This window comes from Actinomadura vinacea, from assembly GCF_039532545.1.
GTDB lineage: Bacteria > Actinomycetota > Actinomycetes > Streptosporangiales > Streptosporangiaceae > Spirillospora > Spirillospora vinacea.
The window spans coordinates 716,692-739,039 of record NZ_BAAARW010000011.1; the positions used below are offsets into that span (position 1 = coordinate 716,692).

Sequence of the window (22,348 nt, forward strand, 5' to 3'; positions counted from 1 at the left end):
CGCAATGTTCACTGTCTGTTCCTTTGTGGCCGCCGGGTCGGCGTCCGCGGCCGGCACCCACTACGTCGCGCTCGGGGACTCCTACTCCTCGGGGACGGGCGCGGGGGCCTACGATCCGGGCGCGGGCACCTGCTACCGCAGCGCCAACGCCTATCCGAAGCTGTGGGCGGCGGCCAAGTCGCCCGAGTCCTTCAAGTTCGCGGCCTGCTCGGGCGCCACGACCGCGAGCGTGGCCAGCGGGCAGCTGGGCTCGCTGAGCTCGACGACGACGTTCGTGACCATGACGGTGGGCGGCAACGACGCCGGGTTCGCGAAGGTGATGGAGACGTGCGTGCTCCAGTCCACGGCCAACTGCGAGGCCGCGGTGAAGAACGCCGAGTCGTACATGGAGAACATGCTGCCCGGACGGCTCGACTCCCTCTATGACTCGATCCGCTCCAAGGCCCCGTCCGCGCGCGTGGTCGTGCTCGGGTATCCGCGCCTCTACCTACAGAACAGCGCCGGGTGCGTCGGCCTCAACCAGACCAAGCGGACCGTGCTCAACCGGGCCGCCGACACGCTGAACACCTCGATCAACAAGGCGGTCGCGCGGGCCGGGTTCGTGTTCTCCGACGTGCGGGACGAGTTCTCCGGGCACGAGCTGTGCTCTGGAGACGGCTGGCTCAACTCGGTGACCTATCCGATCTCGGACTCCTATCACCCGACCGCGAGGGGGCACGCCAACGGCTACCTGCCCGCGGTGAACTCGGCCGCGCGCCGGTCGCTGGCGGCGCAGCGCTAGTCAGGGCGATGGCGCGGTTGGGGCAGGAGTCGACGGCCGTCCGTGCTGTTGTGAGCTGCTCGGCGGAGGGGAAGGGCTGAAGGACGACCACCAGCCCTTCCTCTTCGTCCTGGTCGAAGAGTTCGGGTGCGTTGAACGCGCACTGGCCCGCTCCGCGGCAGGCGGCGCGGTCGGCCACCAGCGCCGGGGTCACCATGTGACCGGGAGGCTCTGGACTCCGAACACGACCGAGTCGCGGAACCGCAGTTCGGCGGGGTCGCAGGCCAGGGCCAGCCCTGGGAAGCGGTCCAGCAGCCTGGCGAACGCGATCTCCATTTCCACGCGGGCGAGGGTCTGCCCGATGCACTGGTGCATGCCGAACCCGAACGCGACGTGCTGCCGGGCGGAACGGTGCAGGGCGAGGCTGTCGGGATCGGGGAAGTGGCCGGGATCGCGGTCGGCCGCGTGCAGCGCGATGATGACGCCCTGGTCGGCGGGGATCGTCACGCCGCCGAGCCGGACGGGTGCGGCCGTGACCCTGGCGGTGCCGCGCTGCACGACGGTCAGGTAGCGCAGCAGCTCCTCTACCGCTTGCGGGATCAGTGCGGGGTCGTCGCGCAGCAGAGCGAGCTGGGCGGGATGGCGTAGCAGGGCGAGCGTCCCGAGACCGATCATGTTCGCGGTGGTCTCGTGTCCGGCGATCAGCAGCAGCCGGGCCATCGAGACCAGCTCGTCGTGCCCGAGTTCACCGTCGCACACCCGTGCCGCCGCGCGTCCCAGCAGGTCGTCGGACGGTGCGCGCTCCTTGTCGGCGACCAGCCGGTCGAGATAGCCGGCCAGTTCGCCGAAGGCCGCCGCCGTCTCCTCGTCGCTGAGGGCGAGCGAGAGCGTGGCGACGCTGCGGGACTGGAAGAAGCCGTGGTCGGCGTACGGCACGCCGAGCAGCCGGCAGATCACCAGCGAGGGGAGCGGAAGGGCGAAGCGCTGGACCAGGTCCGCCGGTGGCGGGCCGGCCGCCATGTCGTCGAGCAGGGCGGCGACGGAGGCGGTGATGCCGGGGCGGAGCAGGTTGGTGCGCCGGACGGTGAACTCGGCGGCCAGCATGCGCCGCAGCCGCCCGTGCTCGGGATCGTCCATGCGCAGGAACGACAGCGCGCCCTTGGCAGGAGGCAGCGGGAACAGCCTGGGGAAGGCGGGATGGGTGTCGTCGGCGCTGAGGCGCGGATCGGCGAGGGCCGCGCGGACGTCGGCATGGCGTGATACCAGCCAGTGCTCGGTGCCGTCGGGCAGGGACACCCGGGAGGGAGGTCCTTCCCGCAAGGCGGCGAGCGCGGGCGGCGGGTCGAAGGCGTTGGCCCGCTCTAGCGGGAAGGGAGACGGTTGGACTGTGGGGCCATTCATCAAAGGTCCTCCGCAAGCCGTTGGGGTGAAATTCAAAATGGCATCGAGTTTCGACGGTAGCCTTTGTTGGGGGCGCGTCAAGTGGCGCCGAACTGGGGGAAGATCGCCGATTTCGGCCTTGCTGATGGGTGAGAACGCGTGTGAAGAATTGGAATGGGGGGTGCGGTGGTGCTGCTTTTCCGGTGGCGGCCGATGCGCTGGTATAAGGGGCGGCTTCAAGTGGCCCGGCGCAGTGTCTGAATCGGCAGAATGGCTTTCTGGTCCGTTCCGTCCTGACCTGGAGAAAGGCTGCGGGCACAGGTGGTCGGCCGCGGGTCGTCCGTCGCGGCCCTCGGCGCCGACTGTGTCGCTTCGGTGAGGTCCGTGGACGGCTTGTTGTTGCGGGACATGAGGTTGTTGACGCCTGAGCAGGTATTCAACTCGGCGTAAGTGAGCGCCGGAAGATCGCGGTGCTCTCCAGCGTTGCCTCCGGGTATGAAGATCAGTGAGGCTTCCAGGGTCAGCGGTGTGAGTGCGAGATCGTTGCGGCACTACGAGGACGAGGGCTTGATCGTCCCCGGCCGTTTCAGCAATGGGTTCCGTGACTACTGCCAGTCCACGATCGACCGGGTGCACGTCATCCGCACATTGCTGGAGTCCGGGCTGCCTGTCCGGTTGATCAAGGAGCTCCTGCCCCGCCTCACTGGCGGCGCCGATGCCGGCACCGACGCGGGGTGCGCGGAGTTCCTGCACGAGGTGCAGAGCTATCGCGATCGGCTCGCTGCTCGCATCGCCGTTCTCAGCGATCAGCAGGCGGCACTCGACACCTACCTGCGCGAGGCCCGCCGTACTGATCTCTGACCGCCGCTTGACCTTGACGTAAGTGTCAGACTTCTACGTTCGCTGCATGGAGCTCAACGAGCAGAAGAACACCGCTGAGCAGACGATACGAGTACTGGTCCAGCGGTCGCACCGGGGACCGCAGGAACTGATCCTCACGACCGATCAGCGTCGCCCCAGCCCGGGGCCCGGTGACTACCTGGTCCGCGTGGGCGCTGCCGGGGTCAACTTCGCTGATGTCATGCAGACCCGTGGGACATACGGGGGAGGCCCTCAGGCCCCTTTTGTCGCGGGCTTCGAGGCCGCCGGTGAGATCGTGGGTGTCGGCCCGGATGTCGAGAGTCCGCTGCCGCTCGGCACTCACGTCGTCGGAGCTGGCCCGGGGGCCTTCGCGCAGTACATGACGATGCCGGCTGCGGGTGTGCTTCCGGTGCCGTCCGGCTGGAGCGATGCCGCCGCCCTCGGCATGGTGTTGAACTGGGCCACAGCCCTGGCAGCGCTGAAGCCGTTGGGCGAGATCAAGGCGGGTGAGGTCGTGCTCGTCCATGCCGCCGCCGGAGGCGTGGGGCAGGCTGCCGTTCGCCTCGCCCGTCACTACGGTGCGCACGTGATCGCCACAGCGTCACCAGCAAAGCACGACACCGTCAAAGCCCTCGGCGCCGACGAGGTCCTGGACAGCCGACGCCCCGATCTGGCTGAGGAGATCACCCGCCTGACCGGCGGTGTCGACCTGGTCCTGGAATCAGTGGGACAGGCCACGTTCAAGACCAGCCTGTCCGTCACCAAACCCTTCACCGGACGCATCGTCGTCTTCGGCGCCGCTTCCGGCGACGCCACCCTGACCACACACGACCTGGTCTTCACCCACCAAGTCCAAGTCAAGGGTCTGCACATCGGTGCGCTGGCGGTCGCAGCCCCCTCTATCTACCAGTCGTTGCTCGTCGAGATCGAGGCCCTCATCGCCAACGACGTGTACCCGCCCGGCACCCCCCAGGTTCATCCTCTGGCTGAGGGGGCGATGCTGCTGCAGCAACTCGAAGCGGGCCAGACCCAGGGCAAGCTCGCCCTCGATCCCTGGCGTTAGGAACGCCCGTGCTTCACCGCAATGCTCCGCTGTCCCCTGAAGGACGGCTGCGACTCGTACAGCGTTGCCAACACCGCCCGATCGCCCACGTGGCGGCCGAGATGGGCATCTCCCGCGCGTGCGCGTCGAAATGGGTCAACCGCTACCGACGGCACGGTGAACTCGGTCTGCTGGACCGTTCCTCAACACTCCGACGCCAGCCGACGGCAACGGGCTCTGACGTTGTGGCCAGGATCGAGGCACTCCGCCGAGCCGAGAAGTGGTCAGCGTCCCGGATCGCATTCGAGTTCCAGGCCGAGGGGATCTCGCTCAGCCGCCGTACCGTGTCGCGGCATCTGCTCGCCCTCGGCCTGAACCGGCGCCGGTTCATCGATCCCAACGGCGACACGAACCGGGAACCGCGGAAGATCACCGCTCGCCGGCCCGGGCACATGGTCCACACCGACGTGAAGAAGGTCGGCCGGATCCCAGACGGCGGTGGCTGGCGAGTCCACGGACGCGGAAGCCACCAGGCCAAGACCGTCGAGCGGCGCAAGAACAAGGGCGCACGCGGTGGCTACGTCTACCTCCACTCCGCCGTCGACGGCTTCAGCCGACTTGCCTACACCGAAGCACTGCCCGACGAGAAGGCTGCCACCGCCATCGGGTTCCTGCACCGGGCGAGAGCCTGGTTCGCGGCCCACGGCATCTCCCACATCGAACGCATCGTCACGGACAACGGCGCCTGCTACCGCGCCGACGCATTCGCCCGGGCCGTACTCGGCGCGCGTCACCAGCGCATCACGCCGTACACGCCTCGCCACAACGGGAAGGTGGAACGCTACAACCGGATCATCGCCGAAGAGTTCCTCTATGCCCGCAGCTGGCTCTCCGAAGAACAACGCCGCGACGCCCTCGGCGTCTGGAACATCCACTACAACTACCACCGCCCCCACGGTGCAGCAGGGGGCCAACCGCCGGCCTGGCGACTACGCGCAGGCGTAACCAACGTCCTGGCCTCATACAGCTTGTCGGTCGGGTCCTCTACGGTGAGCCGGCATGAGCGGTCGACTTCCCGATGAGAGCACCCTGCTGATCCCCGAGGCATGGCGGGAGGAGATGCATCCCCGCCGCGGCGGGCTGCCTCCGGTGCCCGAGGCCGTGCTCGACCCGTCCGCGCGGGAGGGGGTGCGCGAGCGTTTGGAAGCGGCCCTGCCGGCCATCGAGAAGGCGCTGGGGAGCCGGCAGGGGTGGGCCCAGAGGTTCGTCGAGGCCGCGCGGGCGTACCTGCGGGGCGATGCCGACCCGCTGGGAGCGGCGGTGGTCGCCAAGCTGGAGGTCTGCGTTAGGAAAGAGCTGTCGCACCAGCCGTGGATCGATGCCTGGATCGCAGAGCATGGCCTCGCCTTCGCCGCGTGCGCCTGCGCGGAGGCCGACCAGGTTCTCGTCCGGGACGCGCCAAACGGCCAGTCCTACGTGATACGGGACGGCGATTTGGAGTACGGCGACGCGTACTGGGCCGTGGGGTCGGCCGGACGGCGGATGCGGGCCCTGCTGGCCGTGGCGGACGAGAGTGACTACGCGGAGGCCGTGGAACGGCTCGCCGAGTTCCGACGGAATTCGACGCAGAAGGCCGTGGTGTCCTACCTCGTGCCGACGCGGCAGGACTGGGTCGATGAATGCCTTGCCGAGTGCGACCTGTCGTTGCACGTGCGAAGGCTGCTCTGGTGCTCGATCACGTCCACCGAGCAGGCCAAGCGGCTCGGCTACCTGGGCGTGTACGAGCCCTACCAGCCGGAGTTCGACTTCCTGCCGGGCATGCTCGCCACGGTGGTCGAGGGCGTCGGCCCGGCCATCGCCTCTCGGGTGGCGAGGGCCCTCGACGAGGAATCCGACGTCAGGATTCGGAAAAGTTTCCTCGACGTGCTCAGTGCGCTTCCCACCGAGGGGGCGTTCCGGATGGTGGCCGATCGGCTCGACCGGGGCGACGTCCGGCCTGCCCTGGTGGCGATGATGGAGCGCTTCCCGAGGCGTGCGCTGCGCATGCTGGCATCGAGGGCGGACGGCGATTCGAAGCGGCTGGTGCTCTCCCTGCTGGACGAGCATCTGCGGGCCTGGCCCGAGTTGGATGCGGAGGAACTGCCCGCGCATGTCCGTTCGACCCTGGAGGAGATGCGAGGGAGGAAGGTGGAGGAGGCCGCCGCGGGCGACCTCCCCAAGGCCCTGGTCTCTGGACGGTCGGAGCCGCCGCCGGTCTGGGCGGCTCCCGCGATGCTGCCGCAGCTGCTGCTCCGGGGCCGGGCGCGGGCCGTCCCGGCGGAGGCGACCTGGCGCCTGTTCGCCGCGCTGGCCAAGACGGGGCCGCGCCGCGCACCGGCGGCGAACTTCAGGACCGCGCTGGAGGCGTGCGATCCGGGGTCGCTGGCCGCCTTCGGCTGGGCCCTGTTCGACCGCTGGCGGTCCTCCGGCGAAGTGGCAGCCAAAGGCTGGCCGCTGTCGCAGCTCCGCTGGACCGGTGACGACGAGACGGCGCGGCGGATCGGCGCGATGGTCCGGTCCGCGACCTGGTCGGACGGGACCAAGCTTCCGCTGAACGCGCTGGACGTGCTCGCCGCGATGGGCTCCGAGGTCGCGATGATGCAGCTGCATGCCGTCGCGGAGAAGGCCAAGGCGAAGAGCATCAAGAAGAAGGCGCGCAGGCTGCTCGACCAGGTGGCGCAGGAGCGCGGGCTCACGCCGGACCAGCTCGCCGACCGGCTGGTGCCCGACTTCGGCCTGGACGCCGAGGGCAGCATGACGCTGGACTACGGGCCGCGCCGCTTCACAGTGGGGTTCGACGAGCAGCTCCGCCCGACGGTGATCGACGAGCAGGGGAAGGCGCGCAAGAGCCTGCCCAAGCCGGGGGTGAAGGACGATGCCGAGCTGGCGCCCGCCGCCCACCAGAGGTTCGGCGGGTTGAAGAAGGACGTCCGCGCCCTCGCCGGTGACCAGATCCGGCGCATGGAGCGGGCCATGACGGAGCGGCGCCGCTGGGAGCCCGCCGACTTCCGGGAGCTCCTGGTCGGGCATCCCCTTCTGTGGCACATCGTGCGGCGCCTGGTCTGGGTGCACGAGGACGGAGTGAAGCGCACCGCGTTCCGCGTCGCTGAAGACCGCACCTTGGCCGACGTGAACGACGACGTCCTGACACTGCCGGAGGCGGGGCTTGTGGGCATCGCGCATCCCGTCCATCTGGGCGAGGACCTGGCCGGCTGGGCCGAGACGTTCGCCGACTACGAGATCATGCAGCCGTTCTCGCAGCTCGGCCGCCCCGTCCTGGCGTTCACCGCGCAGGAGCGTGCAGAGGCGGAACTGGCTCGGTTCAAGGGTCTGGACTCCTCGCTGGGCAAGGTGCTGGGGCTGGAGCGGCGGGGATGGGTGCGCGCCGCCGCGGAGGACGGGGGCGTGCAGTATGCGCTCAACCGGGAGCTTCCCGAAGGCCGCACGGTCGTCGTCGAGATCAGCCCCGGCATCTACGTCTGGGGGCCGGGCCAGAGCGAGGAACATCAGAAGCTCACCGCCGTCCGGATCAGCGGATCCTCGCACGCGCGTTTCGGTGACCTGGACGCGGTGACGGCCTCCGAGCTGCTCCTCATCTTGAACGAGCTGGTGGAACCTGCCGAATGAGTCCGGTGTCAGGCGGCGGCGCGGGCGGGGGAGCGGAAGACCTGGGCCGTGTGCCAGTCGACGTGGTCCGGCTCAGGAGTCGGCAGGCCGGACTGGGGTTCCCGTACGGGACGGCCTGAGAGGTCCTTCACCTGCGTGACGGCAGAGGGAGTGCGCCCGACGAACTTGCGGGAGACGGCGATCGTGTGGTCCCGCGCCATTCCCAGTACGCCGCGGTCCAGGAGGCGGTGGTGCAGGGAGCACAGGCACAGGCCGTTGCCCATGCTGTCCGGGCCGCCGTAGGACCTCCATTGCAAATGGGCCGCGTCCAGCCCCACCGCGGTCCCGTTCAGCCAGCCTTCGTAGCCGCAGAAGGCGCAGCAGAATTCGTACGCTTCCAGGACCTGCAGACGGAAGGCCGGGTCCCGGGGCGGGAGGAGCCGTTCCGTGCGCGCGGGCAGGCCGATCCCGTCGAGTTCCAGGCCGATCTCCTGGCAGATGTCGTCGTGGAGTGACGGCTCGAAATTGGCCTCCAGCAGTGCGCGGGCCAGTTGCGCGACGAGTGAGGGGTCGGCGGTGAGCGCCTCTGCCAGCTCGGGGTGGAACCGGCCTTGGACGCCTGGCGTGCGCAGCCTGCCGAGGACGGGTCCCGGGCTGCCGGGGCCGTCCATGGTGTCGACGACCCAGATCGCGTCGTCGTTGGTGAGGTGGTGGAACGGGTAGGCCGGGCTGGTACTGCGAGGCGGTCCGAACTCATCGAGGAGCCGGCGCAGCGGCTGCTCGGCGGCGGAGAAGGGGATGGGGCGGCCGCCATCCTGCTGGAAGCGGGCCAGTGCCAGCAGGAGGAGCAGGGGCTTGTGCGGTGCGCGTTCACCGCGGCGGGTGTGCTGGCGTATGCGCAGGACCCGTTCCACCCAATCCACATGAAGAGGATAGGGGCGTCAGTGGCACTTGCCGGGGCCTGTCTCGCCGTCACCGTCGTAGTCGATGGTGTGCTCCATGTCGAGGTATTCGTCGTCCGGCCACAGCATGTCGGCGAGGAAGGCGAGGTACTCCTCGTCCCAGGGGTCCAGTTCGGCGGTCAGTGACTCCGGGTAGGTGCCCGGGTCCGCCGGCGTGGACGGCGCGGCGGCGGGTTCGGGCACGACCGGATGCGGCCGGGCCGCCCGGCGGGCGCGACCGAGCATGCGCGGCATGCTCAGAGCGAGCAGGCCGGCCAGGGAGGCGAGAACGAGGGCCGCGATCACACCACGCTGTCCTTTCCGCAAGAGCCTTTCGTAAGGACCAAAGTAGCTGAAAGCTACTAGCCGGACGTGTCGGATGGGCAACGACATGCCGCACGTGGGGGAGAGTGATGCCGTGAAGTTTTCTCGGCCTTGGCCGGAGGTGCGGGAGCTGGGGCGCCTCATTTGGGACCACCTGGTGTTCGTGACGCCATTGGCGCCGAGCGCGGTCATCGTGGCCATGGGCTGCCATGACCTGCGGGTCGCGGTGCAGGCCGCGCGGTTGTGGCACGAGGGCTGGGCGCCGCTGGTCGTCGTCTCCGGCGGCAGGGGCAAGGTCACGTCGGGATGGGCGGAGACCGAGGCGCGGGCGTTCGCGCGGGTCGCGCGGGAGCACGGCGTGCCCGGCGACGCGCTGCTGCTGGAGGAGACGGCGGCCAACACGGGCGAGAACATCACCGCCACGCGCACCCTGCTCGCCGAACGCGGGGTGCCGGTCGAGCGCGGGATCCTCGTCGCGAAGCCGTACATGACCAGGCGCTCCCTGGCCGCGGCGCTGCGCCGGTGGCCCGAGGCCGAGTGGCTCACCTCCGCGCCCGAGGTGTCCTACGACGCCCACCTGGAGGCGGACGCGCACCGGTTCCTCGAACTCATGGTCGGCGACCTGCAGCGCATGGTGGTGTACGCCGAGCGCGGCTTCCAGGTCCCGATGCCCGTGCCGGAGGCGGCCTGGGCGGCGTACGAGGAGCTCGCGCGGCTCGGTTACGACCGCCACGTCATCACCTGAACCGCCGGGGTCGCCGGGGCATGGGGCGCGATCGGGCCATGGGCACGGCGCAAGCGTACACTTACTGCCCGCATCCGCGAGCCGCTTCACGAGGCCCGGAACTCAGGGTGAGCGGAGTCCGCTGAGCGAGACCGGCCGCTTGGTCACCCGCTTCCGGCTGGGCAGAGTTGGCCGTGCTCACAGCACGGAACCCAACCGGGAGGTCAGGGGATGCACGCGCACACCGCGGACCGGGCGGCGGTCACGAAATGACTGAGAACCGCGCACGGCGATCGCCGGGCCCGACCGTGTTCACCGGCGCCCGTCTGATCGACGGAACCGGCGCCGCGCCCGTCGAGTCGGTGGCCGTGGCGGTGGAGGACGGCAGGTTCACCTATGTGGGGCCGGAGGGCTCGAGGCCGCGGATCGACGCCGCGACGGTCATCGATCTCGGCGGACGTACGCTGCTGCCCGGATTCTTCGACTGCCATGTGCATTTCCTCATGGACAGCAACGCCGATTTCACCGGGAGGCTGCTGACCAACCGGCCGACGGTCACCATATTCGAGCGGGCACGGCGCATGCGCGAAACATTGCATGCCGGCATCACCACGGCGCGCGACCTCGGCGGCATCGACGCCGGCTACCGGGACGCGGTGGCGCAGGGCCTGATCGAAGGGCCCCGGCTGCACGTCGCGGTGAGGCTGATGAGTCACACCGGCGGACACGCCGACTTCAGCCTGCCGAGCGGCTTCGACCCGTCGGCGGCCCTTCCAGAGCCGTTCAGCGAACTGGCGGACGACCCCGTCCAGGTCCGGCTGGCGACGAGGCGGCTGATGCGCGACGGCGCCGACGTCATCAAGATCTGCGCGACGGGCGGCGTGAACAGCCCGAGCGACCAGCCCGAGGACGAGGGCCTGACGGTCGAGGAGATCGCGGCGGTCGTGGACGAGACCCGGCGGCATCGCGGCCGGCCGGTCGCCGCGCACGCGCATGGTGCGCAGGGCATCAAGAACGCCCTGCGCGGCGGCGTCTCCAGCATCGAACACGGCTATCTCATCGACGATGAGGGCATCGACCTCATGCTGGAGAAGGGCGCGTTCGTGGTTCCCACGCTGTCGACCTTCCACGTCGGGCGGGAACGCTTCACGGCCGCGGCCTACGAGAAGAAGATGCGGATGGCCGAAGCCGCGGTGGAGCGGCTGGGCGAGGCGGTCCGGCGCGGGGTGAAGGTCGCGCTCGGCACCGACGCGGGGGCCGTGCCGCACGCCCAGAACCTCCGCGAGCTCGGCCATATGGTGAACCTGGGTCTCTCGCCGCTGGAAGCGATCCGGACCGGGACGCTGAACGCCGCTCAGCTGATGGGGCTGGACGAGACCCTCGGCACCATCGAACCGGGCAAGACCGCCGACCTCGTGGTGTGCGACGGCGATCCGCTCGCCGACATCGATGTGCTCGGCGACCCGGCGAACGTGGTGCTGGTGATGCAGGAAGGCCGCCTGGCCAAGCGCACGCTGGCTGAGGCCGCCCGGTAGCGGAGCGGCTCTGGCGACCGGCAGCGGGTCGGCCCCGCCGTGCCCCTCATGGCGCCGGCGGACCTCGAGCGCATGCGCAAGGCCAACGACGACTTCGAACGGGCCGTCGCCGCCGATGACACCGACGCGGCCCTGGCCGCGGACGACCGCTTCCACGCGGTCGCGGCGGTCGCCTGCGCGCCCGCCGGCACGGTCCGGCGCGAGCCGGTCACCCTGGCCCGGCCCTTGGGCGAACGTGTCGTGCTCAACATCGCCGAGGGGCTGCCGGTCTCCGTCACGCGATGACCGGACGGCCTGGAACGGTCTCGCGAGGCGTTGAGAGCCTTCCTGGCTGGCGCCTTGGCCCGCGAAGCCCGGCGGGTCCAAGAGCGGGGTGCCAGGGCGAGGGGGTCTGCACCCTGCCCCGCCGCCGTTCCGGGGCGCGGCCTCGTCGCGCGGTCTCTGCGCGCTGGGCGAAGGCGAGGCGGCGGTCTACGCCGGAACGGGGGCGGGGAGGGCGTGCCGGAGGGGGCGGTGCGGAGCGACGACCCGTCCGTCGGGCAGCAGTTCGCCGGTGTCCTCGAAGAGCACGACGCCGTTGCACAGGAGGCTCCAGCCCTGCTCGGGGTGGCTGGCCACGATGCGGGCGGCCTCGCGGTCGAGGCCGTCGGGGGCGGGGCAGGGCTGCCGGTGCGGGCAGGGCCGCCGGGAACGGGCGGACCTCTGGGGGTCGGCGGGGATCGAGGATCGGGCGGACATCGGGTACTACCTCCACAGCGTCCTAATTTAGGACATAGTGAAGTTTGCCAAGAGACGGCCGAAATATGCAAGTGTATGGGGAATTCTTTACTTTTCTGGACGTGTAGGACGGCCCCGGCCGGGGTCCTCAGCGGCGGAGGTCGTCGTCGGCCTCGTCGCCGTGGTCGACGTCGAGCCCCACGACCGACATGCAGCCCGTGCAGATCCATTCGGCGATGACCGCCTCCGGATTGGTGGCCTGCGTCCGGTACGGGTGCGCCAAGCGTCGGCGCCGCATGCCGTGGCCGCACGAGGAGTGCAGCAGCCGCCCGCACTGCGGGCACGGCCAGACGTCCTCGCGGTGCAGCCGGCACTGCGGGCACTGCGGCGTCTCGTACGGCACGGTGAGCTCGAACGGGTCCGGGAGCTCGGTCGCGGCGAGCTCGTTGCGCCACTCCAGTTCGAGGTCGAGGTACTCGTCGGCGGGCCAGTGGTGGTCGGCCAGCCAGGCCAGGTACTCCTCGGAGTCCGGCTCGAGCACCGCGGTCAGCGACTCGGGGTGATCGGCGGGAGCGGCGGCGGGAGTGATCGCCGGCGTGGGGGAGCGGCCCGGTTCGCGCCGTGCCGTGGCCAGCAGCATGAGCAGGCCCAACAGCACGGACGCGGCCAAGCCTGTCGCCGTGGCCATCGTGGCGTCCTTTCATGATCTTGCTGCGAGTGTGTCCGATCATGAATTCACTTCACAAAACGCTGCGCACGCTACAAGAAAGGCTCTTTACGGAAAAGTCGATCACAAAAGAATCTTCCTCAGGATCCGGACACGACGGGTGTCCGAAACCCCCGTCCCGCCGCCGCGGCGCCGAGCGGGGCGCCGCATCCGCCCCGTTCGACCTCGATAGTCCCATTTGCCCCTGAGTGTCCGGGGTCGATGTGGGATTGGTCTCTCCTTCCGGTCTGAACGGGATGTCCATGATCGCCCCGACCTCTACGCTGGCGGTGCGTGAACGGGAGGCTCCGGGCGGTGCTCCGGAGTCCGAAGGCTGGGGGGACCTGGCATGAACGAGAAGGCGGTGCGGCCGCGCACCGACGACCTGGAGGCGGCCCTGGCGTCGGTCGCCACCGGACCCGAGCTGGGGGCGCTGCTGCTGGAGCTGCGGCATCGCGCCGGACGCTCGCTGCGCGAGCTGGCCACGGGCAGCGGGCTGGCCGAAGAGGAGATCACGGCCATGCTCACCGGCCGCCGGCTCCCCGCCGAACCGGGACTGCTGGCGTTCCTTCGGGCCTGCGGGGTCGCGCAGGCCCGGACGGCGCCCTGGATCGCCGCCCGCACCGTCCTGGACCTGGAGGAGCCGACCCTGGACCTGGACGGAGCCCGGCACGTGCCCGCAGCCGGCGATCTCTGCGTCACCGTCGAGGACACGGCCGTGCTGCTCGACGCCCCCTGGACCGGGCTCAAGACGACCGGCGACGGCGCCCGCGACCGCGACCGGCTGCGCGCCGAGCTGAGGGAAGAGCTGAGGGAAGAGCTGCGGGAGGAGTTGCGCGCGGAGCTGCGGGAGGAGGTCCGCCGGCAGGCCGCCGAGATCGAGCGGCTCGAGGCCGAGAACCAGGACCTCCGGGCCGACCTGCGCGCCGCCCGGCGGGCCCGCGCTCTGGCGGAGGGGCCGGTCGCGCTGACCAGCCTGCCGGGCATCCCGGACCCGGAGCGACCGGACGAGCCGGCGGCGGCGGACCGCGAGCCGCTGCGGCTGCCGATCGGCCTGGACGCCGAGGACCGTCCGGTCGAGCTCGACATCAAGGACGGCGGCCACGGCCCGCACGGCCTGATCCTCGGCGCCGCCGGGTCCGGGAAGTCGGAACTGCTGCGCTCGATCGTGCTCGGCCTGGCGCTGACCCACACCCCGGACGAGCTCAACCTCGTCCTGCTGGAGTCCGAGGGCGGCGCGACCTTCGCCGGGATGGACCCGCTCCCGCACGTCTCGGCGCACGTGCCGGACCTGGTGGGCGAGCCGGCGCGCGCCGACCGCGTGTACGAGGCGCTGTCCGGCGAGCTGGTGCGGCGCCAGCAGGCGCTGCGCGCGGCGGGCGAACTGGCCTCCGTCGGCGAGTACGATGGGAACCGCGCCGAGGGGACCGGCCTGGCGGCCCTGCCGCCGCTGCTCATCGCCGTCGACGAGATCTCCGGGCTGCTGGCGCTCAAGCCCGACTTCGGCCACCTGTTCCAGCTGATCGCACGGCTCGGCAAGGACCTGGGCCTGCACCTGCTGGTCGCGTCGCGGCGCTTCGAGGACAAGCGGCTGCGCGCCCTGCACCGGCACGTCGGCTACGCGGCCGTCCTGCGGACCTTCTCCGAAGCCGAGTCGCGCACGGTGCTCGGCGTCCCGGACGCCCACGAGCTGCCCGACGTCCCCGGCCACGGTTTCTTCAGGTGGGGGACCGAGCCGGCCGTCCCGTTCAGAGCCGCCTACGCCTCCGGCGTCCGCGACGCGGCCGTGCGGCGGCTGGCCGAGCGCGGCGGCACGCCCGCGTTCCGGATCTGGAGCCCGCCGCTGCAGGAGGCGCCGGGCCTGGACGAGCTGCTGCCGCCCCTGTCGACCACCGAGGAGCACGGGCACACCACGGCCGGGTGGGAGCACCGGGGCGGCCTGCGCGCCGTCGCGGGGATCGTCGACAGGCCCTTCTACCACGGGCGCGACCCGTACTGGCTGGACCTGTCGGGCGAGGCGGGGCACGTCGCGGTCGTCGGCGGGCCCGGCAGCGGCAAGACCGCGGCCGTCCGGACGCTCGTGGCGTCCCTGGCGCTCACCCACACCCCCGAAGAAGCCTGGTTCTACTGCCTCGACCTCGCCGCGGCGGAGGCGGCGGACGGTGCCGGACTGGCGGCGCTGGACGGGCTGCCGCACGTCGGAGCCGTCACCGGCCCCGATCCGGACCGCGTCCGGCGCACGGTCGCGCAGGTCACCGCGATCCTCCGACGCCGGGAACGCGAGCCCGCGGCGGGCAAGGACGGCGCGCACGTCTTCCTGGTGGTGGACGACTGGGGCGCGCTCCGCGGGCGATTCCCCGAGGTCGAGGACCCGGTCGCCGAGCTCGCCGCGCGCGGCCTGCCGTACCGCGTCCACGTGATCGCGGCCGCCGGCGCCTGGAACGACTTCGGCGCCGCGGCCCGCGAGGCGTTCGGGACCAAGCTGGAACTGCGGCTCGCCGACCCGTCGGCGTCGCAGTTCGGCACCAAGCGCGCGGTGAACGTCCCCCACGGGTCCCCCGGCCGCGGCCTGACCAGCGACGGGTTCCACTTCCTCACCGCCCGGCCCGATCTCGGGCGGCTGGCCGCCGACATCGCCAAGGCGTGGACGGGCCCGACCCCGCCCCCGGTCCGCGCACTGCCGGAGCGGCTGCCGTCCTCCGCCCTCCCCGGCCCGGCCGAGACGGGGCCGGACCGGATCCCCATCGGCGTCGAGGACGGGCTCCTGTCGACCGTCCACGCCGACTTCGCCGAGCACCAGCACCTCCTGGTCCTCGGCGCCGCCGGAGCGGGCAAGTCGAACCTGCTCCGCCACGTCATCGCCGGGATCACCGCCCGGCACGCGCCCGAGCGGGCCCGCGTGGTGTTCATCGACTTCGCCCGCTCGCTGGTGGAGGTCGCCGGCACCGAGCACCAGATCGGCTTCGCCGCGTCCGCCTCGGCGGCGGCCTCGCTGGTGAACGACATTCGCACCGCGATGCGCCGCCGGCTGCCCGGGCCGGGCCGGGCGGAGGAGTGGACGGGCGCCGAGCTGTTCCTGGTCGTGGACGACTACGAGACGGTCGCCGCGCGCCGCGACGACATGCGGCCGTTGATCGAACTCCTGCCGCATGGGCGCGAGATCGGCCTGCACCTCGTCGTCGCGCGGGCCCTGAGCGGCGTGTCCAGCCCGTCGAGCGGCCTCCGGGACGAGATCGTCGCGCCGCTGCTGAAGAGGGGCACGCCCTGCCTGCTCCTGCCGGGGAAGGAAAACGGAACGCTCGCCGGGCCGTTGGCGCAAAGGCTGGCACGGCACTCACCCCAAGGGCCCTTCCCGCCTGGGCGCGGGCACCTCCTGGACGGGAACGGCGGCGCGCGGCTCGTCCAGACGCCCCTTCACCCCGAGCCCTGATCCGCGCCCGTCCTTAAGTCCGCTTTCGCCCTCGACTGTTGTGATCGTGCCCAGCCGCCCCGGAAGGCCGGGACGGCAGGCACGGATCACGGAGGGAACGAGCATGGCTCTCAGCGGACGTACCAAGATCGGGATCCTGGTGGCGGGGGCCGCCGGGGCGGCGGCGCTCGGCATGGGCGGCGCGGCGCTGGCCGATCCCGGTGCCCAGCCCGAGCTGCGGATCGTCAGCGGCCACGACGAGGCGGCCGGCACGACGGGCACCGCCTGGAACGCGGGCACGCCCCGCGAGGACTGCCCCGAGAAGACCTCCTCGCCCGAGCCCGCGCAGGCGGCCGACGGCCGATGACGGTGTCCGGGGTCGCCGAGAGCGCGCTCGCCGAGCGGGCCCTCTTCGAGATGAAGAGGATCATCGTCGGCCAGGACCACATGATCGAGCGGATGCTGGTCGCGGTCCTGGCCGGGGGCCACTGCCTGCTGGAGGGCGTGCCGGGGGTCGCCAAGACCCTCGCCGCCGAGACGCTGGCCACCGTGGCCGGCGGCACGTTCAGCCGCGTGCAGTTCACCCCCGACCTGGTGCCCTCGGACATCGTCGGGACCCGCGTCTACCGGCCCTCCGCCGAGGCGTTCGACATCGAGCTCGGCCCGGTGATGGCCAACGTGGTGCTGGCCGACGAGATCAACCGGGCGCCCGCCAAGGTGCAGTCGGCGCTGCTGGAGGTGATGGCGGAACGGCAGGTCAGCATCGGCGGCCGCACCTTCCCGGTGCCTGCGCCGTTCCTGGTGCTGGCCACGCAGAACCCGATCGAGTCCGAGGGCGTCTACCGGCTCCCGGAGGCGCAGCGCGACCGCTTCCTGCTGAAGATCGAGGTCGGGTATCCGACGGAGGCGCAGGAGCTGGCGGTGCTCTACCGGATGAGCGTGGACCCGCCCGCGCCCGCCCAGGTGCTGGACCCCGAGCCGCTGGCCCGGCTGCGGCGGGCCGCGGAGCTGGTGTTCGTGCACGACGAGGTCGCGCGGTACGCGGTGCGCCTGGTGGCGGCCACCCGCGACCCGATCTCCCACGGGGTGGACGAGGTCGCGCGGCTGATCTCCTACGGGGCGGGCCCGCGGGCCACCCTCGGGCTGGTCGCCGCGGCCCGCGCGCTGGCGCTGCTGCGCGGCCGCGACTACGTGCTGCCCGGGGACGTGCGCGACCTGGCGCTGGACGTCATGGCGCACCGGCTGGTGCTGTCGTTCGACGCGCTGGCCGACGGCGTCGACGCCCGGACGATCGTCGCCCGGGTCGTGTCGGCCGTCCCGGCGCCGCGGATCGCCCCCAGCCAGGACGTCCCCGAGGCCGAGGACGCCCCCGGCGCCCTGGACGCGGGAGAGGCGGCATGAACCTGGCGCAGTCCTCTCTCGACCTGCGGGAGCTCGCGCCGGAGCAGGCGCTCAAGCGGTTGGAGCTGGTCATCACGCGGCGCCTGGACGGGCTGCTGCAAGGTGATCATCTCGGCCTGCTGCCGGGCCCGGGCACCGAGGCGGCCGAGGGGCGCGAGTACCGGGCCGGGGACGACGTGCGGACCATGGACTGGAACCTCACCGCCCGCACGACGGTGCCGCACGTCCGCGACCGGACGGCCGACCGGGAGCTGGAGACCTGGGCGCTGGTCGACGCGACCGCGAGCATGGACTTCGGCACCGGGCGGGTGGAGAAGCGGGACCTGGCGGTGTGCGCGGTCGCCGCGATCGCGTTCCTCACCGAGCGGACCGGCAACCGGATCGGGGCCCAGATCGTGCACGGGGACGGGCCGCGGCACCTGCCCGCCCGGTCGGGGCGGCCGCACCTGCTGGCGCTGCTGCGCACCCTGCTCGGCGTGCCGCGGTCCGCTCCGGGCGGTGCGGGGCGCCCGACACTGGGCCCGGCCGCCGAGCTGATGCTGCGCACCACGTCGCGGCGGCGCGGGCTGGCCGTGGTCGTCTCCGACTTCCTGGAACCGGTGGAGTCGTGGCAGCGCCGGCTCGGCCTGCTGGGGCACCGCCACCAGCTGCTGGCGGTCGAGATCGTCGACCCGCGAGAGCTGACCCTGCCGGACGTGGGGCTGCTGTCGGTCGTCGATCCGGAGTCGGGCCGGCGGCGCGACCTCTCCACCGCGAACCCGAGGCTGCGGAGCCGGTACGCGGAGGCGGCAGCGGAGCAGCGCGCGGAGATCGCGGCCGCGCTGCGCCGGGCGGGCGCGGCCCATCTGCGGCTGCGGACCGACCGCGACTGGATCCGCGACATCGTGCGGCACGTCCTGGCCCGGCGCCGCGCGACCGCGGCGGCGCCGGGCCCGGGCGGGGGAGCGTCATGAACTTTCTCGCGCCTGGCAGGTTGCTGCTGCTGATCGCGCTGCTGGTCCTGGTCGGCCTGTACGTGGCCGTGCAGGTGCGGCGCGGGCGGTACGCCGTCCGGTTCACCAACCTGGCGCTCCTGGAGAAGGTCGCCCCGGTCACGCCTGGCTGGCGGCGGCATGTTCCCGCGGCGGCGTTCCTGCTGATGATGGGGCTGTTCGTCACCGGGTTCGCGCGGCCGGCCGCCGATGTGCGGGTGCCGCGCGAGCAGGCCACGATCATGGTGGCGGTGGACGTGTCCCATTCGATGGAGGCCACCGACGTCCGGCCCGACCGGCTCACCGCGGCCAAGCGGGCGGCCGCGGCGTTCCTGGACCGGCTGCCGGCCCGGTTCAACGTGGGGCTGGTCGCCTTCTCCGGGACGGCCGCCGTGACCGTCCCGCCGACCACCGACCGGGCGGCCATGCGGGCCGGGCTCGACCGGCTGACGCTGGGCCCGCGGACCGCGATCGGCGAGGGCGTGATCGCCTCGCTGGAGGCCGTCTCCGCGTTCGGCGCGCAGTACGGCGAGGACGCCCCGCCGGGACGGGTCGTGCTGCTGTCGGACGGCACCAACACGGCGGGCCGCAGCCCTCAGGAGGCGGCCGAGCGGGCCGGCCGTGCGCGGATCCCCGTTTCGACCATCGCCTACGGGACGGCGGAAGGCGTCTTCTACCAGAACGGGGTCGCGGTGCCGGTCCCGGTGGACGGGCCCGCGCTGGAGCAGCTCGCCCAGGGGACCGGCGGGCGCTTCTACGAGGCGGCGTCCGGCACCGAGTTGCGCCAGGTCTACGAGGACATCGGCAGCAGTGTCGGGTACCGCACCGAGCGCCGCGAGGTGTGGGGGTGGTTCATCGCGGCCGGGCTGATGCTGGCCTGCGCGACCGCCGGGGCGTCGCTGCTGTGGTTCTCGCGGCTTCCCTAGGGCGTTGAAGGAGTCCGATGAGTCAGAACACCGATGAGAGATATGGCCTGGGGGAGCCGCGCGGGCCGGACTTCGCGCCCGCGCCGCCGCCCCAGGGCTGGTCGTCGGGCCAGGTGCCGCCGGCCTCGTGGGCGGCACCTGTCCTCCCGGCGGCGGCCGGCGGCGGACGGGGCGCGCGTCTCCTGGTCGCCGCGGTGCTGACGGCGGCGCTGGTCGGTGGCGCCGCGGGCGCGGCCGCCGGGTGGGCGACCGGCGACCGGGCCGCGGCGCCGCTCGCGCAGTCGACCGCGGGCCCCGCCAACGGCCCGGGAGACCTCAGCGACGTCGCGGCGCGGGTGCAGCCGAGCGTGGTGTCCGTCGAGGTGCGGACCGGTTCGGGACGCGGCGGCGGGTCCGGCTTCGTCATCGACCGGGCCGGGCACATCCTCACCAACGCGCACGTCGTGGAGGGCGCGGCCGAGGTCGGCGTCGTCCTGTCGGACCGGCGCCGGCTCACGGCCAGGGTGCTGGGCGCGCTCCCCGACCAGGATCTGGCGGTGCTGTCGATCAGCCCGTCCGACAGCCCGTCCCCGCTGGTCTTCGGCCGCTCGGCGGACGTGCGGGTCGGCGACCCGGTGATGGCGCTGGGCTCGCCGCTCGGCCTGGCCGGGACGGTGACCGGCGGGATGGTCAGCGCGCTGGACCGGGAGGTGCGGCTGGGCGACGGCGGGCGCCGCACCGCGCTCCAGACCGACGCCTCCATCAACCCGGGCAACTCCGGCGGCCCGCTGGTGAACGCGCGCGGCGAGGTGATCGGGGTCAACACCGCGATCGCCACGCTGAGCCGGGGCGGCGGTGGCGGGTCGATCGGGATCGGGTTCGCGATCCCGGTGGACCGGGCGGTGGACGGAGCCCAGCGCATCATCCGCTGAGCTGAGAGGATGCCCCAGGGCGATAAGGGAGGTTTCGGGCAGATGAGGGTTCTCGTGGTCGAGGACGAGGAGGACCTCGCCGAGGCGCTCCGGTACGGGCTGGTCCGCGCCGACTACGCCGTCGACGTCGCCTACGACGTCGCGCAGGCGTCGGAGAAGCTCTACGCGGCCTCCTACGACCTGATGATCCTCGACCTCAACCTGCCGGACGGCGACGGCTTCGACCTGTGCCGTTCCCTCCGGCAGGGGGAGCTGGACGGGGAGAGCGACCCCGGGCTGCGCGTCCTGATGCTCACCGCCCGGGACCGGCTGGCCGACCGGGTGCACGGCCTCGACCTGGGCGCCGACGACTACCTGGTCAAGCCGTTCGCGTTCCCGGAGCTGCTGGCCCGGGTCCGCGCCCTGCTGCGCCGCGACACCGGCCCGGCCGCGTCGGCGGTGTGGCAGGTCGGCGAGCTGAACCTGGACACCGGGCGGCACGAGGCGTTCCGCGGCGGGCGGCGGCTGCAGCTGACGCCCAAGGAGTTCGCGGTGCTGCGCTACCTGATGAGCCGTCCCGGGCAGGTGGTGTCGTCGGAGGACCTGCTGGAGCACGTCTGGGACGAGCACGCCGACCCGTTCACCAACACCGTCCGGGTCACCATCGGGACGCTGCGCCGCAAGCTGACCGTGGAGACCGAGGAGCAGCTGATCGAGACCGTCGTGCGGCAGGGCTACCGGCTCCGCGACCCGGGCGCCGAACCCGCCGCCGAGCGAGCACGAGAGATGACCGACTGATCATGCGTCCCCGACTGCGCCTGCGTCCGCCCGGCTTCATGCACTCGATCCGGTTCCGGCTGACGGTGATGTACTCCACCCTGCTGTTCGTCCTGACCGCGCTGGTGCTGGGCGGCATCTACGCCGCGGTCGCGGCCAGCACCGACGCCGAGCCGATCACCAGCACGATGCGTGCCGGCAAGTACTACCCGGGCACCCTCACCAAGTACGCCGAGGTGGAGGTCGTCAAGGTCCAGCAGGTGGAGCGGGCGGTCAACTACGAGACGCAGCAGGCCCTTCAGCACTACTCGCTGCTGATGCTGGGCGGGCTGTTCGTCGCCAGCCTCGGCATCGGCTGGGTGCTGTCGGGACGGGCGCTCAAACCGGTCCGCGCGATCGCCCGCGCCGCCGAGGAGATCCAGGCCACCGACCTGTCCCGGCGGATCCGGCTGACCGGTCCCAAGGACGAGCTGCGCTACCTCGCCGACACCATCGACTCCATGCTGGACCGGCTCGACGAGGCGTTCGGCGCGCAGCGGCAGCTCATCGACGACGCCTCGCACGAGCTGCGCAGCCCGCTGGCCATCATCCGGGCCAATCTGGACACCGTGCTGACCGCGCCGGACGCCGAGGACGCCGACCGGCGCCGCGCCGTCCAGGTCGTCGACCGCGCCACCACCCGGATGACCAGGCTGGTGGAGGACCTGCTGGCCACCGCCCGCCGGTCGGCGCCCGCCTTCCACGACACCGACGTCGACCTGGCGGTGGTGGCGCGCGAGGCGGCCGAGGAGTTCGACTCGCTGGCCGCCTCCCGCCGGCTGGCCGTCGACCGCGACCTGCGCCGCGGCCTCACCCTCATCGGCGACCACGACGCGCTGCGCCGCGCCGTCGGCAACCTGCTGTCCAACGCGGTGCGGCTGGCCCCGCCCGGTTCCACGATCATCGTGGCGGCCGACCGGTCCGGCGGCTGGCAGTGGGTCGCGGTCAAGGACGCCGGGCCCGGCATCGGCCCGGACGAGCAGGACCGGGTGTTCGACCGCTTCTGGCGCGGCTCGGAGGCGCGCCGCTCCCGGGAGCGGCGCACCGGGCTGGGGCTGGCGATCGTCCGGCACATCGTGGAGGCGCACGGCGGCCACGTCCGGCTGTTCTCGACCCCCGACGTCGGCAGCACGTTCGTGCTCTGGCTCCCGGTGACCGACGGCGACGCCGCCACCCCGCAGGTCCCGCCCGAGGGCGACCCGATGGCGCGGCGTGGTGCCCCGTCGTTCGGCGACGCGTCATCGGGGTGACACGGGCGCGTCACACCTCCGTGAGGAAATGAGGGCCCGCCTCCCGTACC

General features: G+C 72.1%; 22 protein-coding genes. 16 read left to right on the forward strand and 6 right to left on the reverse strand.

The features are described from left to right. The first annotated feature begins 4 nt into the window (after positions 1–4). Positions 5–781 carry an SGNH/GDSL hydrolase family protein gene (locus tag ABD340_RS14960; RefSeq protein WP_344589536.1) on the forward strand — a complete coding sequence of 259 codons (777 nt, stop codon included), beginning with the start codon at positions 5–7 and terminating at the stop codon, positions 779–781. Here the strand turns inward: ABD340_RS14960 and ABD340_RS14965 are convergent. Both ABD340_RS14965 and ABD340_RS14970 read right to left on the reverse strand, forming a co-directional pair. Next, a complete protein-coding gene (locus tag ABD340_RS14965; protein WP_344589537.1) occupies positions 663–977 on the reverse strand; it encodes a ferredoxin in 315 nt (104 codons plus the stop codon). The two genes, ABD340_RS14960 and ABD340_RS14965, sit on opposite strands and share 119 nt — an antisense overlap. Beyond that, positions 971–2,056 (reverse strand): cytochrome P450, encoded by a 1,086-nt coding sequence (locus ABD340_RS14970; RefSeq protein WP_344589538.1) that lies wholly within the window; start codon positions 2,054–2,056, stop codon positions 971–973. Before ABD340_RS14970 ends, ABD340_RS14965 begins: the two co-directional genes overlap by 7 nt. A gap of 579 nt (positions 2,057–2,635) precedes the next feature. Between ABD340_RS14970 and ABD340_RS14975 the strand changes: the two genes are divergently transcribed. Genes ABD340_RS14975 through ABD340_RS14990 form a run of 4 tightly spaced genes read left to right on the forward strand, consistent with a single transcriptional unit; the run spans position 2,636 to position 7,709 of the window. Further along, positions 2,636–3,001 carry a MerR family transcriptional regulator gene (locus ABD340_RS14975; protein ID WP_344589539.1) on the forward strand — a complete coding sequence of 122 codons (366 nt, stop codon included), beginning with the start codon at positions 2,636–2,638 and terminating at the stop codon, positions 2,999–3,001. A gap of 46 nt (positions 3,002–3,047) precedes the next feature. After that, complete coding sequence (locus ABD340_RS14980; RefSeq protein WP_344589540.1) at positions 3,048–4,064, forward strand: NADPH:quinone oxidoreductase family protein; 1,017 nt, start codon at positions 3,048–3,050, stop codon at positions 4,062–4,064. Positions 4,065–4,072: 8 nt separating this feature from the next. Beyond that, the gene (locus tag ABD340_RS14985; protein ID WP_344589541.1) at positions 4,073–5,125 is read left to right on the forward strand and encodes an IS481 family transposase; all 1,053 of its coding nucleotides are present in this window, start codon (positions 4,073–4,075) and stop codon (positions 5,123–5,125) included. Continuing rightward, positions 5,103–7,709, forward strand: coding sequence for a DUF4132 domain-containing protein (locus tag ABD340_RS14990; protein WP_344589542.1), 2,607 nt, complete (start codon positions 5,103–5,105; stop codon positions 7,707–7,709). The genes ABD340_RS14985 and ABD340_RS14990 overlap by 23 nt, the downstream gene beginning before the upstream one ends. Positions 7,710–7,717: 8 nt before the next feature. Here the strand turns inward: ABD340_RS14990 and ABD340_RS14995 are convergent, their stop codons facing one another. Beyond that, positions 7,718–8,611, reverse strand: coding sequence for a phosphorothioated DNA-binding restriction endonuclease (locus ABD340_RS14995; RefSeq protein WP_344589543.1), 894 nt, complete (start codon positions 8,609–8,611; stop codon positions 7,718–7,720). A gap of 18 nt (positions 8,612–8,629) precedes the next feature. Continuing rightward, positions 8,630–8,935, reverse strand: a complete 306-nt coding sequence (locus ABD340_RS15000) for a hypothetical protein (RefSeq protein WP_344589544.1) — start codon at positions 8,933–8,935, stop codon at positions 8,630–8,632. A 112-nt stretch (positions 8,936–9,047) separates the two neighbouring features. Between ABD340_RS15000 and ABD340_RS15005 the strand changes: the two genes are divergently transcribed. The 3 genes from ABD340_RS15005 to ABD340_RS15015 all read left to right on the forward strand — a co-directional run bounded on the left by ABD340_RS15005 (position 9,048) and on the right by ABD340_RS15015 (position 11,497). Continuing rightward, positions 9,048–9,698, forward strand: coding sequence for a YdcF family protein (locus ABD340_RS15005; RefSeq protein ID WP_344589545.1), 651 nt, complete (start codon positions 9,048–9,050; stop codon positions 9,696–9,698). A gap of 248 nt (positions 9,699–9,946) precedes the next feature. After that, the gene (locus ABD340_RS15010; protein ID WP_344589546.1) at positions 9,947–11,212 is read left to right on the forward strand and encodes an amidohydrolase family protein; all 1,266 of its coding nucleotides are present in this window, start codon (positions 9,947–9,949) and stop codon (positions 11,210–11,212) included. Between the two features lie 48 nt (positions 11,213–11,260). Further along, the gene (locus ABD340_RS15015; protein WP_344589547.1) at positions 11,261–11,497 is read left to right on the forward strand and encodes a hypothetical protein; all 237 of its coding nucleotides are present in this window, start codon (positions 11,261–11,263) and stop codon (positions 11,495–11,497) included. A gap of 186 nt (positions 11,498–11,683) precedes the next feature. Here the strand turns inward: ABD340_RS15015 and ABD340_RS15020 are convergent, their stop codons facing one another. Next, complete coding sequence (locus ABD340_RS15020) at positions 11,684–11,932, reverse strand: DUF5999 family protein (RefSeq protein ID WP_344589626.1); 249 nt, start codon at positions 11,930–11,932, stop codon at positions 11,684–11,686. Between the two features lie 145 nt (positions 11,933–12,077). Beyond that, complete coding sequence (locus ABD340_RS15025; RefSeq protein WP_344589548.1) at positions 12,078–12,617, reverse strand: hypothetical protein; 540 nt, start codon at positions 12,615–12,617, stop codon at positions 12,078–12,080. 367 nt (positions 12,618–12,984) lie between these two features. Here ABD340_RS15025 and eccCb point away from each other — a divergent pair, with 367 nt between their 5' ends. The 8 genes from eccCb to ABD340_RS15065 all read left to right on the forward strand — a co-directional run bounded on the left by eccCb (position 12,985) and on the right by ABD340_RS15065 (position 22,298). Then, positions 12,985–16,065 carry a type VII secretion protein EccCb gene (eccCb, locus tag ABD340_RS15030; protein ID WP_344589549.1) on the forward strand — a complete coding sequence of 1,027 codons (3,081 nt, stop codon included), beginning with the start codon at positions 12,985–12,987 and terminating at the stop codon, positions 16,063–16,065. Between the two features lie 103 nt (positions 16,066–16,168). Beyond that, positions 16,169–16,411 carry a hypothetical protein gene (locus ABD340_RS15035; RefSeq protein ID WP_344589550.1) on the forward strand — a complete coding sequence of 81 codons (243 nt, stop codon included), beginning with the start codon at positions 16,169–16,171 and terminating at the stop codon, positions 16,409–16,411. Further along, complete coding sequence (locus ABD340_RS15040; protein WP_344589551.1) at positions 16,408–17,445, forward strand: AAA family ATPase; 1,038 nt, start codon at positions 16,408–16,410, stop codon at positions 17,443–17,445. The genes ABD340_RS15035 and ABD340_RS15040 overlap by 4 nt, the downstream gene beginning before the upstream one ends. Beyond that, positions 17,442–18,398: a DUF58 domain-containing protein gene (locus ABD340_RS15045; RefSeq protein WP_344589552.1), complete on the forward strand. Its 957-nt coding sequence runs from the start codon at positions 17,442–17,444 to the stop codon at positions 18,396–18,398. Before ABD340_RS15040 ends, ABD340_RS15045 begins: the two co-directional genes overlap by 4 nt. Further along, entirely contained in the window at positions 18,395–19,342 is a 948-nt protein-coding gene (locus tag ABD340_RS15050; RefSeq protein ID WP_344589553.1) for a VWA domain-containing protein, read from the forward strand. Before ABD340_RS15045 ends, ABD340_RS15050 begins: the two co-directional genes overlap by 4 nt. A gap of 17 nt (positions 19,343–19,359) precedes the next feature. Continuing rightward, positions 19,360–20,253, forward strand: coding sequence for a S1C family serine protease (locus ABD340_RS15055; protein WP_344589554.1), 894 nt, complete (start codon positions 19,360–19,362; stop codon positions 20,251–20,253). A 42-nt stretch (positions 20,254–20,295) separates the two neighbouring features. Further along, positions 20,296–21,030, forward strand: coding sequence for a response regulator transcription factor (locus tag ABD340_RS15060; protein ID WP_344589555.1), 735 nt, complete (start codon positions 20,296–20,298; stop codon positions 21,028–21,030). Between the two features lie 2 nt (positions 21,031–21,032). Beyond that, on the forward strand, positions 21,033–22,298 hold the full coding sequence (locus ABD340_RS15065; RefSeq protein ID WP_344589556.1) for a sensor histidine kinase: 1,266 nt from the start codon (positions 21,033–21,035) through the stop codon (positions 22,296–22,298). The last annotated feature ends 50 nt before the right edge of the window (positions 22,299–22,348 follow it).